This is a genomic window from Streptomyces mangrovisoli (assembly GCF_000974985.2).
Classification (GTDB): Bacteria; Actinomycetota; Actinomycetes; order Streptomycetales; family Streptomycetaceae; genus Streptomyces; species Streptomyces mangrovisoli.
On sequence record NZ_LAVA02000011.1, the window covers coordinates 131,234 to 152,732 of the forward strand.

Consider the following 21,499-nt stretch of genomic DNA (forward strand, 5'->3'; position numbering starts at 1 on the left):
GGGACGCGTGCCGCGCGGCACGGCTGATGGTCCGTCAGGACAACGCTGTCAGGAGTGCCCGCTGATCGCGTGCGGCGTGTAGGGCGCCTCCAGTTCCTCCAGTTCCTTGTCGCTCAGGCCGAGTTCGACGGCCGCGACCGCGTCCTCGATGTGCTGCGGACGGGACGCGCCGACGATCGGGGCGGCCACGGTGTCCTGGTGCAGCAGCCACGCGAGGGCGACCTGGGCGCGCGGCACGGCCCGCTCGCCCGCGATCCGGGTGACGGCCTCGACGATGGTGCGGTCGCCCTCCTGGTAGAGCCGGCCGCCGAAGGTGTCGTTGGCGCTGCGTTCGGTGGTGGTCCCCCAGTCACGGGTGAGCCGGCCGCGGGCCAGCGGGCTCCACGGCACCACGCCGACCCCCTGGTCCCGGCAGAGCGGCAGCATCTCGCGCTCCTCCTCGCGGTAGAGGAGGTTGTAGTGGTTCTGCATCGACACGAACTTCGTCCAGCCGTGCCGCTCCGCGGTGTACTGCGCCTTGGAGAACTCCCACGCCCACATCGAACTCGCCCCGATGTAGCGGACCTTGCCCGCCTTGACCAGATCGTGCAGCGCCTCCATCGTCTCCTCGACGGGTGTGGCGTGGTCGTAGCGGTGGATCTGGTAGAGGTCGACGTAGTCGGTGCCCAGCCGGGCGAGACTGTGGTCGATCTCGGACATGATCGCCTTGCGGGACAGCCCGTGACCGTTGGGTCCGGGCCGGGTGCGGCCGTGCACCTTGGTGGCCAGCACGATCTCGTCGCGCCGGGCGAAGTCCTTCAGCGCCCTGCCGACGATCTCCTCGCTGGTGCCGTCGGAGTAGACGTTGGCCGTGTCGAAGAAGTTGATCCCCGACTCCAGGGCCTGCCGGATCAGCGGACGCGACGCCTCCTCGTCGAGCGTCCACTCGTGCGTACCGCGGTCCGGGAGACCGTAGGTCATGCAGCCCAGACAGATCCGCGACACGTCCAGGCCCGTCGAACCGAGCTTCACGTACTGCATCGTTGCTGCTCCTGCCCTCGGGATGAGTACCGGAATTACCGCAGCCGAGCGTACGTCGTGGCCCGCGCCCGGCCGGGTCCCGCCGGTGCGACTTGACCGCCGCCGACGCCGGACGATTGGATCGTGGACGTGCCCGACTTGCCCCCGAACGATGGAGTGGACGTGCCTTTGAGGGGTGGAGCGCGGCTCACGGGTGCCCGGACGGCCGCCGCCTGTACGGCCGCCGCACTGGCGCTGCTGACGGCCTGCGGACCGTCCTCGCACGACGCCGAGGGCGCGGGGAAACGGTCCCCCTCGGCGTCCGGGACGCACGGTACGCCGGGCGCGAGCACGGGCCGCCGTACCCCGTCGCCCTCGGCGTCCGCCCCGACCGGCGGCAGTTCGCCGAGCAGCCCGTCGGCCGTCCGGCTGCCGCCGCGCCACGCCGGGTTCGACTACCAGATCGGCGGCGCCTACTCCCCGCCGGCCGGGGTCCGTGTCGTCAGCCGCGACCGGTCCTCGAAGCCCGCCCCCGGGCTGTACAACATCTGCTACGTCAACGCCTTCCAGGCCCAGCCGGAGGAGCGGTCCTCCTGGCCCGCCGACCTGCTGCTGCGCGACGCGGACGGCGACGTCGTGGTGGACGAGGACTGGAACGAGGCGCTGCTCGACATCCGCACCGCGGACAAGCGCCGCCGCGTGGCCGAGCGGGTCGACCGCTGGATCGACGAGTGCGCGGCGAAGGGGTTCGACGCGATCGAGCCGGACAACTACGACAGCTACACCCGCTCCGAGGACCTGATCACCGCCGCCGACGCGACCGCGTTCATCACCCTGCTCTCCGGTCACGCGCACGCCCGGCACCTGGCGATCGGCCAGAAGAACACCGCGGAGCTGGCCAGGCAGCGCAAGAAGGCGGGCCTGGACTTCGCGGTGGCGGAGGAGTGCGCGGACTACGACGAGTGCGATGTCTACGCGAAGGCCTTCGACGACCGGGTGCTGGTGATCGAGTACTCCGACCGCGGGCTGCGCAAGGCGCTCGCGGGGTGGGGCTCGCGGCTGAGCATCGTGCGCCGCGACGTGATGGTCTCGACGCCGGGGAGCAAGGACTACGTCCGCGAGGTGAAGTAGGCCCGCGGACCTGTCACCGCGGCCCGGGCGAGGGGCCGTTGTCGGTGCCGGGTCGTACGATCCGGGACATGCGAGCTTCTGGGACCTTCAGCGTCGCCGACTTCGTCCCGGCCCCGGTGCCGGCCCCGCCGGTCGAGACGGCCGTGCCGGTCGGCGTCGCCACGATGCGCAAGGAGTACGACGGCGAGGTGACGGGCCGTTCCGCGACCCTGTTCACCGCGGCCTACGACCAGGCGTCGGGCACCGGCACCTATGTCGCGATGGAGTCGTTCACCGGCACCCTCGGCGGCCGCACCGGCGCCTTCAACTTCGCGCACTCCGCGACCACGCTGGGCGCGGGCAGACAGAGCGAGTTCTTCGTCATCGTGCCGTCGAGCGGAACCGGGGAGCTGACCGGGATCACCGGCGGCGGCGGTCTGGCGGTCGACGAGGACGGCACCCACCGCGTCTGGTTCGACTACGAGCTGCCGCAGGCGGGTTAGGGCCTGTCGAGCAGATCGAGCGCCCGGGTCCAGCCGAACGGCGGGCGGCCGCCGTCCGGCAGCGGTTCGCCGGTGTACGGCTCACCGAAGCGGACGCCCATCCCGCGCAGCCGCGCGAGGCTCGCCCGGTAGGCGGGATGGGCGGCCAGCGCGTCGGCCACGCACGGCAGGACCGCGATCGGCACGCCGAGGCCGTACGCCTCGCACAGGGTGCCGAGGGCCAGGGTGTCGGAGATCCCCGCCGCCCACTTGTTGAGGGTGTTGAAGGTGGCGGGCGCCACGACCACGGCGTCCGGCGGCGGGAAGGGCCGCGCCTCGGCCGGGGTGCGCCACGCGGAGCGGACGGGCCGGCCGGTCCGCTCCGCGACGGCGTCCACGTCGAAGAAGCCGTTCAGGGCGACCGGCGTCGCGATGACACCGGTCGCCCAGCCCCGCTCCCGCGCCGCCTCGATCAGCTCGCCGACCCCGGCCGCGATGCCCGCGGCGCACACGACGACGTACAGGAAGGGCGGTTCGGGACGTGCGGTCATCCGGGCACCCTACGCGAGCGGCGAGGACGGCCCGCGCTCGGCCGCCGGGCGCGGCCCGTACGGCGCGCGTCCCCTCCCCCGCGCGTGGTGCGGTGTCAGGCGGCCGCCAGCTCCGTCACCGCGGCCTCCGCCGCCGCGAGCGACTCGGCGGCCACGTGCTCCAGACCGGCGAGCCGGGGCACGACGTCGACCCGGGTCAGCTCCGCGGCGATCAGGTGCAGCCGCTCGGGCGCCACGCCGAGACCGGTGAAGTACGTCCTCAGGTACGGCGTCTGGAAGTCGGCGGGCTCGCGCGGCGTGCCGGGGCCGTAGCTCCCGCCGCGGGCCATGACCACGACGACCCGGGTGTCGCGCAGCAGGCTCTCCCCCGAGTCCGGGTCGGTGTAGGCGCCGGGGAAGGTCACCCGGTCGATCCACGCCTTCAGCGCGGCGGGCACGGTCAGGTTGTACATGGGCACGCCGAGCAGCACGGTGCGGGCGGCGCGTACCTCCTCGATCAGGGGCAGGGTCAGCCGCCACTCGCGTTCCTCGGCCGCGTCCGCGATCAGCGCGGGCACCTTCTCCGGCGGCACGTGGCCCTCGCGCTCCACGCGGCGGCCGAGGGTGGGATAGGCGGCGGTCAGCGGGGGCACCGGATCGGCGGCCAGGTCGCGGTAGCGGTACCCGGCGCCGGGGCGCGCGGCGCGCCAGGTGCGGGCGAAGCGGTCGGTCAGCGGCCTGCTGACCGAGTCGGCGGTGGTGTCGGCGCTCGCGTCGATGTGCAGCAGCATCGGAAGGTCACCTCGTTCGGCTCGGGTTCGTCGCACAGGTGACGAGGCACGACAGAGAAAGGTGACCCATGGACGGGCACGAGGGTCCGGTGGACGGACACGAGGAGCTGGCCGGGCTGTTCGAGGAGCGGCGCGGGCGGCTGCACGCGGTCGCGTACCGGATGCTGGGCTCGGCGGGCGAGGCCGACGACGCCGTGCAGGAGGCGTGGCTGCGGCTCGGCCGGACCGGCGCCGAGGGCATCGACAACCTCACCGGCTGGCTGACCACGGTCGTCTCCCGCATCTGCCTGGACATGCTGCGGGCCCGCACAGCCCGGCGCGAGGAGCCGTACGGCGACGCGGAGCCCGAGCCGGACGGCGGCAACGCGCCGGAGGACGAGGCGGTGCGCGCGGACTCGGTGGGGCTCGCGCTGCTGGTCGTGCTGGGCACGCTCAGTCCCGCGGAGCGCGTCGCGTTCGTGCTGCACGACCTGTTCGCCGTGCCGTTCGAGCAGGTCGCGGCGGTCACCGGACGGTCGCTGCCCGCGGCGAAGAAGCTCGCCAGCCGCGCCCGGCACAAGGTGCGCGGCACGCCCGCGGTGGCGGGCGCCGAGCAGGAACGCCACCGCAGGGTCGTGGAGGCGTTCCTCGCCGCCGCGCGGGGCGGGGACCTCGGCGCGCTGCTCGACGTCCTCGCGCCCGGTGTGGTGCGCCGTGCCGACCCCGCCGCGCTGCCGCCGGGTGCGGCGCCGGTGCTGACCGGCGCCCGCGCGGTGGCCGAGGGCACGGTCGCCCTGCGGGAGCGCGCCGGGGCCGCCGCGGTCGCGCTCGTCGACGGGCGGGTCGGCCTGGTCGTCACCCGCCGCGGACGGCTGCTGTACGTCCTCACGTTCACGATCGAGGACGAGCGGATCACGGCGTACGACGTCGTCGCGGACCCGGCCCGGCTGCGGCGGGTCGGCCTCGGGGTGCTGGACGCGCCGTCCGCGTCACGCTGAGCGGGACCTCCCGGTCAGCATGATCGCGCCGACCGGGCAGGCGCGGGCGGCCTCCCGGACCATGGGGTCGCCCGCGCCGTCCGCGCGGCCGGGCAGCACGGTGCTGAACCCGTCGTCGTCCTGGGCGAAGACCCCGGGCGCGGTCAACGCGCACTGGCCGGCCCCGATACAGACGTCGGTGTCGATGTCGATCCGCATGGCGCGCCTCTCACCAGGTCACGGGGAGTTCCAGCATCCCTTGGATGGTGTCGCCGGGCTTGAAGGGGATCTCGTGGGCGGGCGCGGCGAGCCGCAGGCCGGGCAGCCGTTCGAGAAGGGCGCCGAGGGCGGTCTCCATCTCGGCGCGGGCGAGGTTGTGGCCCAGGCACTGGTGGATGCCGAAGCCGAAGCCGACGTGGTGGCGGGCGGGCCGGTGCCAGTCCAGGGTGTCGGGGTCGTCGTAGACGGACTCGTCGCGGTTGATGACGGAGGTCGACAGGACCACGCCCTCACCGGCCCGGATCAGGGTCCCGGCCACCTCGATGTCCTCGGTGGCCTGGCGGAGCAGCCCGTCCGCGATGGACAGCATCCGCATCAGCTCCTCGACCGCGGCGGGCAGCAGCGCCGGATCGCGCCGCAGTTCGGCCAGCCGGTCGGGGTGCCGGAGCAGGGTGTAGGCGCCCAGGGAGATCATGTTCGCGGTGGTCTCGTGGCCCGCGACGAGCAGGATGATGCCGAGCGCGACGAGCTCCGCGCGGTCCACCGCGCCCTCGGACGGCGGCCGGTGCACCAGTTCGTCGAGGATGCCGTCGCCGGGCGCGGTGCGCTTGCGGTCGATCAGCCGGCCGAGGTACTCCTCCAGCCGGTCGCGGGCGTCCAGGGTGTCGGCGGGCTCGGGGCCGCGCAGCAACCGCCGCGACTGCTCCTCGAAGAACTCGTGGTCGGCGTAGGGCACGCCGAGCAGCGCGCAGATGACCATGGACGGCACCGGCAGCGCGAAGGCGCCGACCAGTTCGGCGGGCGGCCCCTGCCGGATCATCGCGTCGAGCCGCTCGTCCACGATCTCCCGGATGCGGGGGCGCAGTTCGGCCGCGCGCTTGAGGGTGAAGCCGGGGATCAGCAGGCGCCGCTGGCGGCGGTGCTCGGGGTCGTCGACGCCCAGCAGGGCCGCGCGGCGATGGCGTACGGCGGCGAAGCGGGGGGTGGTGGCGGGGAAGCCGGGGCGGCCGCGGTCGGTGGACAGACGGGGGTCGGCCAGCAGCTGCCGGGCGGCGGCGTGGCCGGTGACCAGCCAGGCGGGGCGGCCGTCGTAGAGGATGACGCGGCCGAGCGGGCGCTCGGCGCGCAGCGGGTCATATCCGGTCGGCGGGTGGTAGGGGCAGGTGCGGTCCTGCGGGAAGGGAACGGCGGGGGTGGGGCTGGGGGCGGAGGCGGTGGTAGGGGGTGTGGGCGGCTCGGGCTGGATCGCTTCGGTCAGTTCCGTCATCGAGGACCTCGCAGACGAAGGGTGTGCGTCGTGCCGATCTTCATTAGATGCCCGGGGCATCTATGGTGCGACGGCGAGATCGGCCAGATCGGGGAAGCGGCCGCTCTGGCCGAACCCCGTGGTGCGGCGGAGGACCCGCGGTCCGGGGCGCGGCCCGGCGGGTCGGCGGGCGCGGCGCGGTGATCTGGGGTCCGGCCCTCGCCGACGCCGCCGGCGAGGGTGCGCGGCGGACGGGGGACGGGGCGGTCGACCGGTCCGCCCTGGCCTGTCCTCATGCGTCCGCGCCGCGCGGCCTGTCCGGCGCTGCGCCCTCCCGTCCGGCGCCTTGCCCCGCCGACCGGCCCGTCGCGCCTGTCGTTGCGCCGTCCTCCGGGGCCTCGCGTCTACCGTTGCGGAGGACGACGATCAGTGATCACGGCGGCCGATCGGGGAACCCGCCGGTGTGGAACCGCGGCGAACAGCCGCACGAGCGACGATGGGACGGATGTCATGCCTCTTGAGGGCGAGTACGAGCCCAGCCCGGCACAGTGGGTGCGCGACCAGGTCGAGTTGTACGAGAGCTCCGGCGGCACCAAGGGAACGACCTTGATGGACACCGGACTTCCCGTGATCGTACTGACCACGCTGGGCGCCAGGAGCGGCAAGATCCGCAAGACCCCGCTGATGCGCGTGGAGCACGACGGGAGCTACGCGGTGGTCGCCTCGCAGGGCGGCGCGCCGACGCACCCGGTCTGGTACCACAACGTGAAGGCGGACCCGCGGGTCGAGCTCCAGGACGGGCCGGTGAAGCAGGACATGGTCGCCCGGGAGATCACCGGTGACGAGAAGGCCCAGTGGTGGGAGCGCGCGGTGAAGGCGTATCCGCCCTACGCCGATTACCAGAAGAAGACGTCGCGGGAGATCCCGGTCTTCGTGCTGGAAGCCGTTGACAAGCACTGACGCACGGCCGGCCCGGCGGGTGATCCGCTTCCGCTTCGGCGCCCTCGAACGGGTCCGGGAAAAATCTTCGGCGAGGCGTGCATAAATCCATACCCCGCCGGGAAACCGTGCGTCAGGCCCCGCCGCGCTCCCCCGTCGCGGCGGGGCTTTCCCATGCCTCCCCGGCGGGGCTCTCGCCCGCCTCCTCGGCACGGCTCCCGCCCGCCTCCCGGGCGGGGCTGTCGTGCGCCTCGCCGGCGGGCCGGTCGGTGATGTCGAGGAAGATCTGGTCGGCCTCCGGGACCTCGCGGGTGACGGTGCGCTTGATGCGGACCGAGACCTCCTCGACCCGCTCGCTGTCCAGGCCGGGCATCAGGTCGATCCGGGCGGCCACGAGGAGGGAGTCCAGGCCGAGCTTCATGGTGAACAGCGCCTCGACGCTGTCGATCTCCGGCTGCTCGTCCAGCAGGGAGCGGACCCGCCCGGTCAGTTCCGGGTCGGCGGCCTCGCCGATGAGCTGGTCGCGGGCGTCACGTCCCAGGCGGTAGGCGACGTAGACGAGCAGGGCGCCGATGCCGAGGGACGCCGACGCCTCCCAGACGACCTGCCCGGTGACCATGTGCAGGGCCAGTCCGGCCATGGCGAGCAGCACGCCGAGCACCGCCGTGCCGTCCTCGGCTATCACCGTGCGCAGGGCGGGGTCGCGCAGTCCGCTGCGGCCGCCCTGGCGGCGCGCCTGGTGCAGCGCCCGCAGCAGGGAGATCCCCTCGGCCACGAGGGCCACCGCGAGCACGACCAGGCCGACCACATAGCCGTCGAACTTCTCCTCCGAACCCTTGCGGAGCGCCTCGATGCCCTGGAAGAACGAGAAGCAGCCGCCCATGACGAAGATGCCGACGGCGGCGAGCAGTGACCAGAAGAACCGTTCCTTGCCGTAGCCGAACGGGTGCCGGGCGTCCGGCGGACGGCGGCTGCGGCGCAGCGCCGCGAGGAGGAAGATCTCGTTGAAGCTGTCGGCGACCGAGTGCGCCGCCTCCGACAGCAGGGCGGGCGAGCCCGCGAGGATGCCGCCCACGGCCTTCGCGACGGCGATCACCAGGTTGGCACCCAGCGCCACCAGTACGGTGACCCGGGTTCTGCTGTCGGGGTTCTGGTCGTCCGGGGTCCGGCCGGTCGTGTCCCGGTCGGGGGTCCGGTCGGAGGTGTTCCGGTCCCGGGCCCGGCCGGTCGTGTCCCGGTCGGACTTCTGGCCGATGGCGTTCTGGTCGGAGGTTGTCCCGCTCACCCTTCGCCGGATGCCCACGCGGCCGCGGCTCACACCGTGCGACAGGCGCGAATCGGGGAACTCAGGGAATGCGCACCTCAGCGACTCGGAGGAGAACCACGTGGCTCAGAAGCGAAAGACGTCCCTCGTCTACCGTCCCGTCGGCCTCGCGCTCGGCTGGACCGGCGGCGCGCTCGCCGGACTCGCCTTCCGCCGGACCTGGCAGGCGATCCGGCGGGAGGACGACGCGCCCGACGCCCTGGACCGGGACCGCGGCTGGGGGGAGATCCTGCTGGCCGCGGCCCTGCAAGGGGCGATATTCGCGGTCGTGCGCAGCGCCGTGGACCGCACCGGCGCCAAGGCGTACGAGCGTTCGACCGGCGTGTGGCCGGCGAAGCAGCCGGGCGGACGGGACTGAGCCCCGCGGGCCCGGGGGTCAGCCCTGCTCCGGCGTGTGGCCGACCAAGCAGCCGGGTGGAGGGGACTGAGCCCGGCCGGCCCGGGGCCAGCCCCGCTCCGCCGGGAGAAGCCCCGCGCCGCCCGGGGTTCAGCCCTGCTTGGGCGCCGAGGACGTGTGGCGGCGCACGGTGAAGGAGTGGCCGGCCGGGTCGGCGTAGCCGCGCTCCTCGTACGGGCCGGCCGCGTCCTTGGTGTCGAGGGGGCGGCCGCCCAGTGCGACCACCTTGCGTTCCACCCCGTCCAGGTCGTCCGCGACGAAGTCGACATGGGCCTGAAAGGCGTTCTCGGGGCGCGGCCAGCTCGGCGGAGTGGCGTTCCCGTCCCGGCGGAACGCCATCCGGAATCCGTCGGCGCCGCGGATCTCCACCCGGTTGGCCGACGCGTCCGTCTCCTCGGCCTGGAGCAACTCCTTGTAGAACTCGGCGAGTTTCTCGGGCTCGGCGCAGTCGAGCACCACGAGGCCCGCGTTCACCAGGGGCATGGTTCCTCCGTCACGTGTGAGGGACGGCGGTCCCACGCCGCCGGCACCATGCGGATATCCCGGCGCCGCCGAATCAGTCGGCGACGCCAACCCGCATGGCAACCGGGCGAGTTGACGTCGGGCCGAGAGGGGACGCCGGTCAGTCCGCCACGAGCCACTCCCCGTCCCGCATCAGCTCGCGGCCCTCGATCTCGTTCGCCTCGCGCCAGGCCTGCATCCGGTGCGGCCGTACGCGGAAGTACCGGTAGGCGGTGGCGAGTTGCCGGGGGTCGAAGCCGGTCCGGGCGGCGAACGCGTCGCCCTCCTCCCGGCTGAGCTCGCCGGGTTCCAGCGCGAGGACTCCGCCGTCGATCATCACGACGTCCCGGGTGGGCCCGAGGCCCAGCCGGGTGACGCCGGACGAGGCGAGATTGCGTCCGGTGGGGCTGGCGGCGGGCGTGGCCAGGAGCAGGGTGGAGCCGTCCCAGAGGAAGGACAGCGGGACCAGGTAGGGCGCTCCTCCTTCGGGTCCGGCGGTGGCGACCCAGACGTCCTCGTCGTGCTCCAGCCGGTGGAGGGTGTCCTGCTTGCGCTGCTTCGCGGGCCGTGCGGGCGGTGTGGTCATGGTCCCAGTGTGGCCGTCGGCGTCCCTGGGCCGCTCGGATTTCGGGCGTCGGGTCCCCTGCGGCCGTCAGCTCCCGTGGGCCGCGCGGATCTCCCTCAGCCGGGCCGCCGCCGCGGTCAGCAGGAGTTCCTGGGCGGCCGGGTAGGAGCTGCCGCGCATGGTCGCCACGAGGTGGGGCGCGGTGGCCGCGATGTTCGGGTGGGTGTCGGCGGGCAGCCGGGAGTAGACGGTCCGCCACACCTGCGCCTCGGCCTCGCGGGCGGCCCGCGGCAGGGCCGCGTTCGCCGAGTCGAGGGCACCGAAGGCGAGCGCCTGGTCGACGAAGGCGTGGTAGATCCGTACCGCCTCGGGGTCCGGGAAGCCCGCCCGGCGCAGCACGCCGAGGATCGCCTCGACGGCCTGGATCTCGTACGCCCGTCCCGTCACGCGGTAGGCGCTGAGCGCGGCCGCGCGCGGCTGCGCGAGCGCCCCGGCGTGCACCCGCAGCCCGAGTTCGCGCAGGTCGGCGAGCCATTCGCCGGTGGGCCGCCAGGGGCGCATGGTGCGGCCGATCAGCTCGTCGGCGATCGCGAGGAGCAGGTCGTCGGTGTGCCGGAAGTAGCGGTAGATCGAGCTGGGGTCGGCGCCGAGGGCGCGGCCGAGGCGTCGTACGGACAGGGCGTCGGAGCCGTGCTCCTCGATCAGCCGGAGGGCGGTCTCGACGATCAGCTCCTGCGACAGCACCACGCCCTGCTTGGTGGGGCGCCGCCGCTGCCGGGCCGCGGCGGGGACGACACGTTCGCTCATGCGCTACCTCCCTGGACGGTGTCCGCACCTTATGACAACACCGTTGACCTGTGAAGGCAACGGCCAGTTTCATGTCCCGTCACCGGGGCCTGCCAGGCCCCACGGTGCGAGCGGAGAGCTGGCCATGATCGACAAGCCCTACGGAGCCGACCCGCCCGAGCGGCCCGGACTGCGCACGTCCCTCGGCGTCCTGGACAGCGTCGCGATCGCCGCTTCCAGTACGGCGGCGACCACGACCATCGGCATCGGCCTGGGTGTCACGGCGGGGGTGGTGGGCCTGCACCTGCCGGCCATCATGCTGCTGGCGTTCCTGCCGATCCTCGGCATCGCGGGCGCCTTCTCACGGCTGAACAAGGTCGAGCCGAACGCCGGCAACGGCTATGTGTGGGTGGGCCGTTCGCTCAGCCCGTGGCTCGGCTTCATGGTCGGCTGGGTGAACATCGTCGCGACGATCGCGTTCCTCGCGTACACCACGGCGGTCACCGGCTCGGCGATGATGCAGCTGGCCGGGGAGGCCGGTCTGCACCGGGTGGGCGGCCTCACGCTCGACCCCGGTTCGACCGCGCAGACGACGGCGGTGGGGATCGTCGTCCTCGTCGCGGTGACCATCACCGCGGTCACCGGCGTGCGGACCGCGGCACGGCTCCAGACCGGGCTGCTGATCTTCGAGTACGTCGTCCTGCTGGGCTTCTGCGGCTACGGCATCTTCACCGGCTCGCACCCCTTCAGCCTGAGCTGGTTCGACCCGTTCGCCATCCCGTCGGCGACCGCCGTGGCGCAGGGGATGCTGCTGTCGGTGTTCTGTTACTGGGGCTTCGACGCCGCGTTCAGCGTGAACGAGGAGGTGCGCGACCCGAAGGACGCCTCCAAGGCGGGCTTCATCACGCTGGTGACCATGCTGGGGCTGTTCCTGCTCGGTTCGGTCGCCTTCCAGCGGGTGCTGTCGGGGCCGGAGCTGGTGGGCCACGGCGCCGAGGGCCTCGCCTACTTCGGCGACAAGCTGGCCGCGCAGCCGTGGGCCGCGATGCCGCTGGTGGCGCTGATGTTCTCCGCCGTCGCCTCGCTCCAGTCCGGCGTCATCCCGACCGCGCGCGGCATGTTCGCGATGAGCCGCGACCGCACGCTCGGTCCGGTGTGGTCGCGGGTGAGCACCAAGTACGGCACCCCGGCGGCGGGCACGCTGCTGATCGGCGCGCTGGCCACGGTGGTCGCCGCGCTCGCGCTGGTGATCCCCCGGCTCGCCGACATGATCATGGCGACGGTGAACGGCGTCGGCATCGTCGTCGCCCTGTCGTACGCGCTGACCGCGCTCGCGGCGGCCGTGCGCTTCCGGGCGCTGCTGAAGGAGGACTGGCGGCAGGGCGTGCGGGCGGTGGTGCTGCCCGGGATCAGCGCGGTCGTCCTGCTCGGGCTCGGCGGCTACCTCGGCTGGTCGTTCTACACCTCGACCGACCACTTCGCGCTCTCCCCTGACAACGGCTGGTTCCTGCTCGCCATGCCGCTCGCGATGATCGCGTCCGGGTTCGTGGCGGCGGCCTGGGCGAAGTGGGGGCGCAAGTCGCCGTACTTCCGCACCGGCACGGGTACGGACGCGGACGCGCCGCGCCTGCTGACCGCCTCCCAGTGAGCGCCTCGCGGGGGCCGGCGGGCGGCGGCGCGCCGGTCACCGGCCCCCGCGGACGCGCCCGGCCCCGCCCGCCGGCCGACGGGCGCGCCCCGCCCACCACCGCGCGCGGCGGCTGAACCAGCCCGCCGCTTCCGCCGACGCCACGACCGGGCCCCACCACCGGTCCCTCGGCCGGGGCATCCGCACCCCCCGCACCGCACCGACGATCCGCAAGGAACGGAAGACATGTACGCAGACCTGCTTTTCACCGGCGGCCCCGTCCTCACCCCCGAGGGCCGTACCGCGACCGCCGTGGCCGTCACCGGTGACCGCGTCACCGCCGTGGGCGGCGAGGCCGAGCTGCGCGAGCTGGCCGGGCCGCGCACCGAGGTCGTCGACCTCGCCGGGCGGCTGCTGCTGCCCGGCTTCCAGGACGCGCACGTGCACCCGCTCCCGGCGGGCATGGAGCTGATGCAGTGCGACCTTTCCGGCACCCGGACCGCCGAGGACACGCTGGCCGCCGTGCGCGCGTACGCCGACGCGCACCCCGAGCGGGAGTGGATCACCGGCGGCGGCTGGTCGATGGAGGCGTTCGAGGGCGGTACGCCGACCAAGGAGCTGCTGGACTCGGTCGTCCCGGACCGGCCGGTCTACCTGCCCAACCGCGACCACCACGGGGCCTGGGTGAACAGCCGCGCCCTGGAGCTCGCGGGCATCACCGCCACGACGCCCGACCCGGCCGACGGCCGCATCGACCGCGACGCCGCGGGCGAGCCGCGCGGCACCCTCCAGGAGGGCGCGATGCAGCTGGTGGGCCGGCTGGCCCCGACGGGCAGCGCGGCCGACCGTCTCGCGGCGCTCCTGCACGCCCAGCGGCATCTGCACTCCCTCGGCATCACGGCCTGGCAGGACGCCCTGGTCGGCGACTTCCTCGGCATGGACGACCCGTCGCAGGCGTATCTCGCGGCGGCACGGGCGGGTTCGCTCACCGCGCGGGTGGTCGGCGCACTGTGGTGGGACCGCGAGCGCGGCGCCGAGCAGATCCCGGAACTCGTGGCGAGGCGGGAGGAGTTGAGCCACGGTCGGTTCCGGGCGGGCAGCGTGAAGCTGATGCTGGACGGGGTCGCCGAGACCGGTACGGCCGCGCTCCTGGAACCGTATCTCGACCCCTGCGGCTGCGTCACCGCCAACCGTGGCACCAGCTTCATCGACGCCGGGCAACTGCCCAAGTACGTCACCGAGTTGGACGCACTGGGCTTCCAGTGCCACTTCCACGCGCTGGGCGACCGGGCGGTGCGCGACGCGCTGGACGCGATCGAGGCGGCCCGCGCGGCGAACGGGCCGAGCGACACCCGCCCGCACCTGGCACACCTCCAGGTCGTGCACCCGGACGACGTGGCCCGCTTCGCGCGGCTCGGCGCGACCGCCAACATCCAGCCGCTGTGGGCCGCCCACGAGCCGCAGATGGACGAACTGACGATCCCCTTCCTCGGTCCCGAACGAGCAGCCTGGCAGTACCCGTTCGGCGCGCTGCTGCGCTCCGGGGCGCGGCTCGCGGCGGGCAGCGACTGGCCGGTCTCCAGCGCCGACCCGCTCCAGGGGATCCATGTCGCGGTCAACCGGGTGCAGCCGGAGGGCGGCGCGCCGGTCTTCCTGCCGGGTGAACGCATCGGCCTCACCGACGCGTTCACCGCCTACACGGCCGGCGCCGCCTACGTGAACCACCTCGACGACACGGGCGCCGTGCGCGTGGGCGCGCTGGCCGACCTGGTGGTGCTGGACCGCGACCCGTTCGCCGCCGCCCCGGAGGCGATCGCCGAGACGACGGTGGCGCTGACGTACGTGGGAGGAGAGCGGGTGTACGCCGCCTCAGGGGTGTGACCGGGTGCCCCGGACGTGATCGGCCGGGGCCCAGGATGTGATCGTCGGGGGCCCGGGACGTGAGCGGCCCGGGGCGGCACCGAGCCCCCGGTCGGTCACTGGCAGGCGACTCCCTCCTTCACCTCGGGCCACGCCTGCACCCGGCCGTCGACACGGACGTACGCCGTCGAGCGGTCGTCCGTCAGCCACAACTGCCGGCCACGGAACCGGTATCCGGTGTCGTGCGCGTCGGCGGGCAGCTTCACGTTCGCCCGGTACGGCGCCGTGAGCATCTCGGACGGCAGCACGCCGTGCGGGTCGGAGGCGTACTCCCGCTTGCCGTCGAGTTCCAGGAAGTGCGCCGACTCCCAACCGCAGTGACCGGGACCGGTGTCGCTCCGCACCTCGGTGACCGGCAACCGGTGCCCGTCGCGGTCCGTCCAGACCTCGTAGCCCAGCGACTCGGCGACCTTCGCCGGGAATTCCGACGGATCGCACGAGGCGCTGGTCTCCGGGCCCCAACCGGGCCGGTCCGGGCGGTCCTTGGCCACGATCACGGCGACCTTCGTGCGGCCCGCGACGTCGTAGGAGAACAGGACGCGGTCGTGCTCGCGCCGCTCCACCCGGTAACCGGAGCGAGGCACGTCGGGCTGCTCCATGTCGAAGTAGGCGAGCAGGCCCTCCACCGGCGTGCTGCCGCCGTCGCCCCGGCTCCACGGGTCGCTGCGGCCCCCCGAGTACATCCGGCCGTCGCACTCCAGGGCCCGGCCCGACGCGCCGGAGGCGTCGACGCCCGTCGCCCCCTTCGCCCGCACCGGGACGTACAGCGGGCCGCTGTACGGGGTGGCCGGGGCCGAGACGGAGTCCGTGTAGACCGGGCCGTTCTTGATGTCGTCGCCCGAGCGGCAACCGGCCACGCCGGGAGCGACGACCAGGAGCGCCGTCAGGGCGAACAGGCCTCCGCGCCGCCTCGCGCCGCCGTCCCGCCCGGCAACCGCCCGTCTCGCCCGCGCCTCACGCATCGCCGCCCCCTGCCCATGGCCCGTGACCCGGGCCGCTCCCGGGCCCGTCCGTCGGCCGTCGCTCCTTCGACGCGGGAACGGGGTGCAACGTTCGGACGGCCCGGACGGCCCGGACGGCAGGTGCCGGAAGCCAGAAGCCGGAAGCCGCAAGCCGCAAGCCGGAAGCCGGAAGCCGGAAGCCGGAAGCCGGAAGCCGGAAGCCGGAAGCCGGAAGCCGGAAGCCGGAAGCCGGAAGCCGGAAGCCGGAAGCCGGAAGCCGGAAGCCGGAGGCTACCGAACGGCCTGGAACGTGCGCCGGTACGTCTGCGGGGAGACCCCGATCGCGCTGTGCAGGTGCTGCCGCAGGGACGCGCCCGTGGCGAAGCCGACGCGGCCCGCGATCTGGTCCACCGACAGGTCGCTGGACTCCAGCAGGTGCCGGGCGCGGGCCACGCGCTGCTGGATCAGCCAGCGGCCGGGGCTCAGCCCCACCTCGTCGTTGAAGCGGCGGGCGAACGTGCGCATGCTCATCCGCGCGTGCCCGGCGAGATCGGCCAGGGCGAGCGGCTCGTCGAGCCGTTCCAGCGCCCAGGTCCGGGTCGCCGCGGTGCTCGCGGCCCCGCTCGCCGGAACCGGGTACTCGATGTACTGCGCCTGCCCGCCGTCGCGGAACGGCGGCACCACGCAGCGCCGGGCCACGGTGTTGGCCAGCTCGCTGCCGTGGTCCTCGCGCACGATGTGCAGACACACGTCCACGCCGGAGGCCGCGCCCGCCGAGGTGAGGATGCGGCCGTCGGCGACGAACAGCACGTCGGGGTCGAGCGGGATGTGCGGGAACAGGCGGCCGAAGTGCTCGGCGAGCTGCCAGTGCGTGGTCGCCCGGCGCCCGTCCAGCAGGCCCGCCGCGGCCAGCACGAAGGCGCCGGTGCAGATCGAGACGATCCGCGCGTCGGGGCGGACACGGTCGAGGGCGGCGGCGATCGGGTCCGGGAGGCCGGGGGTGATCCGGTCCGGGGAGGTCGGCGCGATCACCACCGTGTCGGCCGTGGCGAGGATCTCCGGCCCGTGCTCGACGGCGACGGAGAAGTCCGCGTTGGTGCGCACCGGACGTCCGTCGACCGTGCAGGTCAGCACCTCGTAGTGGCCGTCGGCCGCGCCGAGGATGCGGGCCGGGATGCCCAGCTCGAAGGGGTACACGCCGTCGAGGGCCAGGACGACGACCCGCTCGGGGGCCTCAGCTCGTGGTGTTCGCCGCATGGCACGATCGTATCGAATGATGGCCATCATGCCATTTTCCCCGGCGGCGGCACCGGGCAGGCTGAATGACCATGAGCACTGACGACAACACCCCCACGATGCGCGCCATCGGCCAGGACGTCCTCGGCGGACCCGAGGTCCTGAAGGAGATCCGGCTGCCGAAGCCCGCGCCCCGCCCCAACGAGGTACTGGTCCGGGTCCGCGCGGCCGGCGTCAACCCCACCGACTGGAAGCACCGCGCCACCGGCGGCTTCCTCGGGCAGCCGCCCTTCGTCCTGGGCTGGGACGTCTCCGGCGTGGTCGAGGCCGTCGGGATCGGCGTGGCCGCCTTCCGCCCCGGCGACGAGGTCTTCGGCATGCTGCCCTACCCGTTCGGGCACGGCTCGCACGCCGAGTACGTCATCGCCCCGGTCCGCGCCCTCACCCGCAAGCCCGCCGCGCTCGACCACGTCGAGGCGGCCGCGCTGCCGCTCGTGTCGCTGACCGCGTGGCAGGCGCTGGTGGAGACGGCCGACCTGCGCGAGGGGCAGCGGGTGCTGATCCACGCGGCGGCCGGCGGGGTCGGGCATGTCGCCGCGCAGATCGCCAAGTCCCGCGGCGCGTACGTGATCGGCACGGCCAGCGAGTCCAAGCACGACTTCCTGCGCTCGATCGGCGTGGACGAGCCGGTCGACTACCGCGCCACCGACGTCACCGAGGCGGTGCGCGACGTCGACGTCGTCCTCGACACCCTCGGCGGCGACACCTCCACGCGGTCCCTGCGCACGCTGCGGCCCGGCGGCGTCGTCGTGTCGATCCTGCCCGTGGGCTCCGCCGAGTTCTTCGAGGAGGCGGAGCGTCTCGGGGTGCGCGCGGTGCGGATGCTGGTGGACGCCGACCGGCACGGGATGCGGGCGATCGCGGACCTCGTCGAGCGGGGCGCGCTGCGCGCCACGATCGCCGGGACCTTCCCGCTGGCCGACGCGGCCAAGGCGCACGAGGTCGGCGACACCGGGCGCACCGCTGGGAAGCTGGTCCTGGTGGTGGACTGAGCGCTCTTCCCAGGAGGACCCTGTTCCCAAACCTGACGGCTCGGCACTTCCCTGTCGCCTTCGCCACAGAAAGTGGGCCCTCGAAGGCGAAGACATATGTCAATCGAACATGCTCAAATTCACTCCATCGAGGGTAACTTGCTGAGCGGGGACGGGAATTGGGCATCCGGGGGCCGTGAGGGCCCCAGTGGCCCCCGCCGTCCCGGGCGCACCAGAGGCAGGGTGGAGGCGATGTCGTCGTGGAGCAGCAACCCGCGCCGCTGTCCCGGCACTTACGCGTCCACCAGGACCGGGGCCACACGGTGCTGGAACTCCGCGGCGAGATCGACATCGCCGCGGCCACCGAGATCATGCCCGGCCTCGACCGGGCGACGGGCCGACCCGGCGCGCGCGTGGTCCTCGACCTGCGCCGGGTCGAGTTCTTCGACTGCTCGGGACTGCGGCTGATCTACCGGGCCCGGCAGCGGGTCCTCGACCACGGCGGGCAACTGCACCTCGTCTGCGACCATCCGCTGACCCTGCGGGTCTTCCGCATCACCGGCCTGTCCCAACTGCTGCCGCCGCGGCCGACGCTGGAGGCGGCACTGGGGCAGTCGGAGACGGCGTCCGGCCGCCCGTGACGGGGGCGGCACACCCGCCGGCTCCAGCTCACCCTCCCGCTCCCGCTGCCGCTGCCCCGACGGCTACTCCTTGCGCGGCGCGTCGAACAGGGCGCTGACCGACTCGCCGTTGTGGATGCGGCGGACCGCCTCCGCGAGAGCCGGGGCGATGGACAGCACGCGCAGCTTGTCGGTGTACTCCTCGGCCGGGACCGGCACGGTGTTGGTGCAGACGATCTCCAGCACGTCGCCCTGCGCGCTCAGCCGTTTCAGGGCGCCGCCCGCGAACAGCCCGTGCGTGCAGGCGATACGGATCGAGCGCGGGCCCAACTCCCGCAGCCGGTCCAGCAGTTCGAGGACGGTGCTGCCCTTGGCGATCTCGTCGTCGAGCACGATGACATCGCGGTCGGTGACCTCGCCGATCACCGAGTTGATGTTCACCAGGTCGTCCGCGAAACGCTGTTTGGCCCCGGCGGCCACCTGCGCGCCGATCATCCGCGCGAACGCCGCGGCCTCCTTGGCATTGCCGAGGTCCGGCGAGACGACCGTGGTGCGGGAGAGGTCGTACTGCCGGAAGTGCGCGGCCAGTTCGCGCAGCGCGTGCAGATGGTCCACCGGCACCGAGAAGAAGCCGTGCACCTGCGGCGCGTGCAGCGTCATCGCCAGCACCCGGCCCGCGCCCGCGGCCACCATCAGGTCCGCCACCAGCCGGCCGCCCAGCGAGATGCGCGGGGCGTCCTTCTTGTCGGAGCGGGCGTAGGAGTAGTGCGGCATCACGACGGTGATGCGCCCGGCGGAGGCGCCGCGGGCCGCGTCGCACATCAGCAGCAGCTCGACCAGATGCTCCTGCACCGGTCTGACCAGCGGCTGGATCAGGAAGACGTCCCGTTCCCGGCAGTTCGCCTGGAGCTGCACCTCCAGGCAGTCGTTGGCGAAGCGGCTGACCCGGGTGGGGCTGAGCGGTACGCCGAGGTGCTGGCACACCTCCTCCGCCAGCTCGGGGTGGGCGCTCCCGCTGAACACCGCGATGTCTCGCACGTCCGGCTCCTCGCATGATCGCCTCGGGCTGCGGGGGCTCATGCTACTGACCCGCCAAGCGGCACGCGACGGTGCCACCGTCCATGTTCCCGCACGTCAGGACGGCTCGCGCGGCGAGACCGACGCCGCACTCACCCGAACGGGTGCGGACGTGGGCCCGGCGCACACGCCTCGGCCGTCCCGCGCCGGGCGCGCGCACGGGCGCCCGCGCGCCGCGGCCAGGCCGGTGGTACGCCCAACCATGCGGTCTGGCACGGGCATTGGCGGGCATCCGGAGGGGGAGAGAAGGAGGACGGTCGCATGACGACTTCCACAGAGCGCCCCACCAGGCGCGAGAGCCCCGCCAAGCACATGCCCGGGTGGGCCAAGGTGCTCACCGCGGTGGTCCTGGTGCTCGCCCTGCTGTTCGCGGGCATCCGGCTCGCCGTGCTGCCCGGCCTGCGTGACCTGTTCGGCACCGAGACGCACGACCGCACCGGACCGACCCTGCTCAAGTCGATCCAGGACATGAGCCGTTACGACGCCGCCTCCGGCAACTTCCAGGTCGTGGTGGACCTGGAGAAGGACGCGAAGTACCTGCCCAGCGCGATCCGCGGCACCCGCACGCTGTACGTCGGCGCGGGCACCGTGGAGGCCTACGTCGACCTCGGGAAGGTCGGCGACGACGACGTGAAGGTCAACGCCGACCGCACGTCCGCCACGCTGCGGCTGCCGCACGCCGCGCTCGGCACACCCGCCCTCGACGTGAACCACTCCTACGCGGTCTCCAAGCAGCGCGGGCTGCTGGACCGGCTCGGTGACCTCTTCTCCGACAACCCCGACAGCGAGCACGCCGTGCAGAAGCTGGCCGTGAAACACATCGGGGACGCGGCGAAGGACAGCGGGCTGACCACCCGCGCGGAGAGCAACACCACGGACATGCTGGAGGGCCTGCTGCACTCCCTCGGCTTCAAGGAGGTGCACGTGTCCTACGGCTCCTGAGGAGCGCTCCCACCGGCCGCCCGGCGCGTGCCCCGCGAGCCCTCGCGCGCCGGGATTCCTCGCCCGATTCGAGGGTAACCGGCCTACCACGCCGGCAGGTTGACGACTGGAGGACTTGATGGCCCGGGCCGAGGTACGACCGCGAACGACCTTTCGCCTGCGCAGTACGAAGCGCGACGCCGAGAGTGACGCCGAGCGGGACACGAAGGCCGCCGCGAAGACCGGGAGGGCGGGCCGGACCGGGTGGACGGGCCGGACCGGCAAGGCGAAGAAGGCCCCCGCGGACACCAAGGGCAAGGCGAAGAAGGCCCCGGCGGACACCAAGGGCAACACCAAGGGCAAGGGGCGGGGCAAGGCCGGCGGTGCCGACGACCGCCGCCCGCTCCCCCTCGTCGCCCGGCTCGCGGCCTGCCTGTGCGCGTTCGTCTTCATGGTCGCCTTCGCCGTCGTACTGGCCCGCATCACCCTCGAGCCCTCGCCGGCGTCCGTGTCGATCGCGCACACGAACCTGCACCCGGGCAGCACCCTCAAGCTCTATCTGGACCAGCCGGCCCTGCGCGACGCCGTCAAGCAGGTCGGCGGCAACATCCTGCTGGGCGTGCCGTTCGGGGTGCTGGTGCCGGTCGTGGCCCCGCGCGCCCGCGGGCTGCTGCGCGTGGTCGCGCTGACCGCGATCGTCATGCTGCTGGTGGAGTTCGCGCAGGGCGCGCTGGTCGCCGGGCGGGCCTTCGACATCGACGACGTCATCCTCAACACGGCGGGCGCGCTGCTGGGATACCTGGTTTTGGGCCGGCGGCTCGGGCGGGCGGTGCACGCGCGCAAGCCGCGCCGCCAGCGGGCCTGACCCCCGGACCCGAGACGATCCCGGCACGATCCGACACGGACCCGACCCGGGCAGGACGCCACGGGGCACTGAGCCGGCGGCCGCGGCCGCCGGCTCAGTGCAGTTGCCAGGTGTACCGGTCGCCGCCCACCCAGCAGATGACGTTGGGGTCGTCCAGGTCGTGCACGACCACGCCGTACTCCGCCGCGATCTCCAGGACGTCGGTCACGGTCCGTGCCTGCCCGACCACCTCCCCCTCCACCTCGACGATCCGGAACGGCTTGGTTCCCGGCTTGCCCGGCTGCGGTCCCAGCACCAGGACCCGTGGGTGGGAGAGGAAGGGGCTCGCGATTTCGGTCATGAAAAGAGAGTAGATCGCGCAGCTCATCCCGCTATGTCACGGATCACCCAGCCGGCCGTCGTGCGGGGCGGCCGGG

General features: G+C 73.4%; 24 protein-coding genes. 11 read left to right on the forward strand and 13 right to left on the reverse strand.

Annotated elements, in window-relative coordinates; genetic code table 11:
• Positions 1-48: 48 nt before the first annotated feature.
• Positions 49-1,020 carry an aldo/keto reductase gene (locus tag WN71_RS05510; protein WP_046590465.1) on the reverse strand — a complete coding sequence of 324 codons (972 nt, stop codon included), beginning with the start codon at positions 1,018-1,020 and terminating at the stop codon, positions 49-51.
• 168 nt (positions 1,021-1,188) lie between these two features.
• On the opposite strand from WN71_RS05510, the gene WN71_RS05515 reads away from it, so the two are divergent.
• Both WN71_RS05515 and WN71_RS05520 read left to right on the forward strand, forming a co-directional pair.
• Positions 1,189-2,130: an endo alpha-1,4 polygalactosaminidase gene (locus tag WN71_RS05515; RefSeq protein ID WP_420856457.1), complete on the forward strand. Its 942-nt coding sequence runs from the start codon at positions 1,189-1,191 to the stop codon at positions 2,128-2,130.
• Positions 2,131-2,198: 68 nt separating this feature from the next.
• On the forward strand, positions 2,199-2,612 hold the full coding sequence (locus tag WN71_RS05520) for a DUF3224 domain-containing protein (protein ID WP_046590467.1): 414 nt from the start codon (positions 2,199-2,201) through the stop codon (positions 2,610-2,612).
• Here the strand turns inward: WN71_RS05520 and WN71_RS05525 are convergent.
• A complete protein-coding gene (locus tag WN71_RS05525; RefSeq protein WP_046590470.1) occupies positions 2,609-3,142 on the reverse strand; it encodes a flavoprotein in 534 nt (177 codons plus the stop codon). The genes WN71_RS05520 and WN71_RS05525 overlap by 4 nt on opposite strands.
• Positions 3,143-3,237: 95 nt before the next feature.
• Complete coding sequence (locus tag WN71_RS05530) at positions 3,238-3,912, reverse strand: FMN-dependent NADH-azoreductase (protein WP_046590472.1); 675 nt, start codon at positions 3,910-3,912, stop codon at positions 3,238-3,240.
• 68 nt (positions 3,913-3,980) lie between these two features.
• On the opposite strand from WN71_RS05530, the gene WN71_RS05535 reads away from it, so the two are divergent.
• A complete protein-coding gene (locus WN71_RS05535; protein ID WP_046590474.1) occupies positions 3,981-4,889 on the forward strand; it encodes a sigma-70 family RNA polymerase sigma factor in 909 nt (302 codons plus the stop codon).
• Here the strand turns inward: WN71_RS05535 and WN71_RS05540 are convergent.
• Positions 4,881-5,087: a ferredoxin gene (locus tag WN71_RS05540; protein ID WP_046590477.1), complete on the reverse strand. Its 207-nt coding sequence runs from the start codon at positions 5,085-5,087 to the stop codon at positions 4,881-4,883. The two genes, WN71_RS05535 and WN71_RS05540, sit on opposite strands and share 9 nt — an antisense overlap.
• 10 nt (positions 5,088-5,097) lie before the next feature.
• On the reverse strand, positions 5,098-6,354 hold the full coding sequence (locus WN71_RS05545; protein ID WP_079177666.1) for a cytochrome P450: 1,257 nt from the start codon (positions 6,352-6,354) through the stop codon (positions 5,098-5,100).
• A gap of 489 nt (positions 6,355-6,843) precedes the next feature.
• Here WN71_RS05545 and WN71_RS05550 point away from each other — a divergent pair, with 489 nt between their 5' ends.
• The gene (locus WN71_RS05550; RefSeq protein ID WP_046583364.1) at positions 6,844-7,293 is read left to right on the forward strand and encodes a nitroreductase family deazaflavin-dependent oxidoreductase; all 450 of its coding nucleotides are present in this window, start codon (positions 6,844-6,846) and stop codon (positions 7,291-7,293) included.
• A gap of 112 nt (positions 7,294-7,405) precedes the next feature.
• Here WN71_RS05550 and WN71_RS05555 read toward each other — a convergent pair whose 3' ends face one another.
• Complete coding sequence (locus WN71_RS05555; protein ID WP_420856453.1) at positions 7,406-8,557, reverse strand: cation diffusion facilitator family transporter; 1,152 nt, start codon at positions 8,555-8,557, stop codon at positions 7,406-7,408.
• A gap of 100 nt (positions 8,558-8,657) precedes the next feature.
• Between WN71_RS05555 and WN71_RS05560 the strand changes: the two genes are divergently transcribed.
• The gene (locus WN71_RS05560) at positions 8,658-8,954 is read left to right on the forward strand and encodes a DUF4235 domain-containing protein (RefSeq protein WP_046583365.1); all 297 of its coding nucleotides are present in this window, start codon (positions 8,658-8,660) and stop codon (positions 8,952-8,954) included.
• Positions 8,955-9,083: 129 nt separating this feature from the next.
• On the opposite strand, the gene WN71_RS05565 is transcribed toward WN71_RS05560, so the two are convergent.
• The 3 genes from WN71_RS05565 to WN71_RS05575 form a co-directional block, all read right to left on the reverse strand.
• Positions 9,084-9,476, reverse strand: a complete 393-nt coding sequence (locus WN71_RS05565) for a VOC family protein (protein ID WP_046583366.1) — start codon at positions 9,474-9,476, stop codon at positions 9,084-9,086.
• Positions 9,477-9,615: 139 nt separating this feature from the next.
• Complete coding sequence (locus WN71_RS05570) at positions 9,616-10,080, reverse strand: pyridoxamine 5'-phosphate oxidase family protein (protein WP_046583367.1); 465 nt, start codon at positions 10,078-10,080, stop codon at positions 9,616-9,618.
• A 66-nt stretch (positions 10,081-10,146) separates the two neighbouring features.
• The gene (locus tag WN71_RS05575) at positions 10,147-10,866 is read right to left on the reverse strand and encodes a TetR/AcrR family transcriptional regulator (protein WP_046583369.1); all 720 of its coding nucleotides are present in this window, start codon (positions 10,864-10,866) and stop codon (positions 10,147-10,149) included.
• Positions 10,867-10,990: 124 nt separating this feature from the next.
• On the opposite strand from WN71_RS05575, the gene WN71_RS05580 reads away from it, so the two are divergent.
• Positions 10,991-12,493, forward strand: a complete 1,503-nt coding sequence (locus tag WN71_RS05580) for an APC family permease (protein ID WP_046583372.1) — start codon at positions 10,991-10,993, stop codon at positions 12,491-12,493.
• 225 nt (positions 12,494-12,718) lie between these two features.
• Positions 12,719-14,353 carry an amidohydrolase gene (locus WN71_RS05585; RefSeq protein ID WP_046583374.1) on the forward strand — a complete coding sequence of 545 codons (1,635 nt, stop codon included), beginning with the start codon at positions 12,719-12,721 and terminating at the stop codon, positions 14,351-14,353.
• Positions 14,354-14,448: 95 nt separating this feature from the next.
• Here WN71_RS05585 and WN71_RS05590 read toward each other — a convergent pair whose 3' ends face one another.
• Positions 14,449-15,354, reverse strand: coding sequence for a hypothetical protein (locus WN71_RS05590; RefSeq protein ID WP_046583376.1), 906 nt, complete (start codon positions 15,352-15,354; stop codon positions 14,449-14,451).
• Between the two features lie 270 nt (positions 15,355-15,624).
• Complete coding sequence (locus WN71_RS05595; protein WP_046583378.1) at positions 15,625-16,590, reverse strand: GlxA family transcriptional regulator; 966 nt, start codon at positions 16,588-16,590, stop codon at positions 15,625-15,627.
• Between the two features lie 65 nt (positions 16,591-16,655).
• Here WN71_RS05595 and WN71_RS05600 point away from each other — a divergent pair, with 65 nt between their 5' ends.
• Together WN71_RS05600 and WN71_RS05605 are read left to right on the forward strand one after the other, a co-directional pair.
• Positions 16,656-17,621 (forward strand): NADP-dependent oxidoreductase, encoded by a 966-nt coding sequence (locus WN71_RS05600; protein ID WP_046583381.1) that lies wholly within the window; start codon positions 16,656-16,658, stop codon positions 17,619-17,621.
• Positions 17,622-17,860: 239 nt separating this feature from the next.
• Complete coding sequence (locus tag WN71_RS05605; RefSeq protein ID WP_046583382.1) at positions 17,861-18,241, forward strand: anti-sigma factor antagonist; 381 nt, start codon at positions 17,861-17,863, stop codon at positions 18,239-18,241.
• 63 nt (positions 18,242-18,304) lie between these two features.
• Here the strand turns inward: WN71_RS05605 and WN71_RS05610 are convergent, their stop codons facing one another.
• A complete protein-coding gene (locus WN71_RS05610; RefSeq protein ID WP_046583384.1) occupies positions 18,305-19,258 on the reverse strand; it encodes a ribose-phosphate diphosphokinase in 954 nt (317 codons plus the stop codon).
• A 300-nt stretch (positions 19,259-19,558) separates the two neighbouring features.
• Between WN71_RS05610 and WN71_RS05615 the strand changes: the two genes are divergently transcribed.
• Positions 19,559-20,239 carry a DUF4230 domain-containing protein gene (locus tag WN71_RS05615; RefSeq protein ID WP_046583386.1) on the forward strand — a complete coding sequence of 227 codons (681 nt, stop codon included), beginning with the start codon at positions 19,559-19,561 and terminating at the stop codon, positions 20,237-20,239.
• A 412-nt stretch (positions 20,240-20,651) separates the two neighbouring features.
• The gene (locus WN71_RS43400) at positions 20,652-21,083 is read left to right on the forward strand and encodes a VanZ family protein (RefSeq protein WP_420856458.1); all 432 of its coding nucleotides are present in this window, start codon (positions 20,652-20,654) and stop codon (positions 21,081-21,083) included.
• Positions 21,084-21,177: 94 nt separating this feature from the next.
• Here the strand turns inward: WN71_RS43400 and WN71_RS05625 are convergent, their stop codons facing one another.
• Complete coding sequence (locus WN71_RS05625; protein WP_046583390.1) at positions 21,178-21,423, reverse strand: hypothetical protein; 246 nt, start codon at positions 21,421-21,423, stop codon at positions 21,178-21,180.
• Positions 21,424-21,499: the final 76 nt, after the last annotated feature.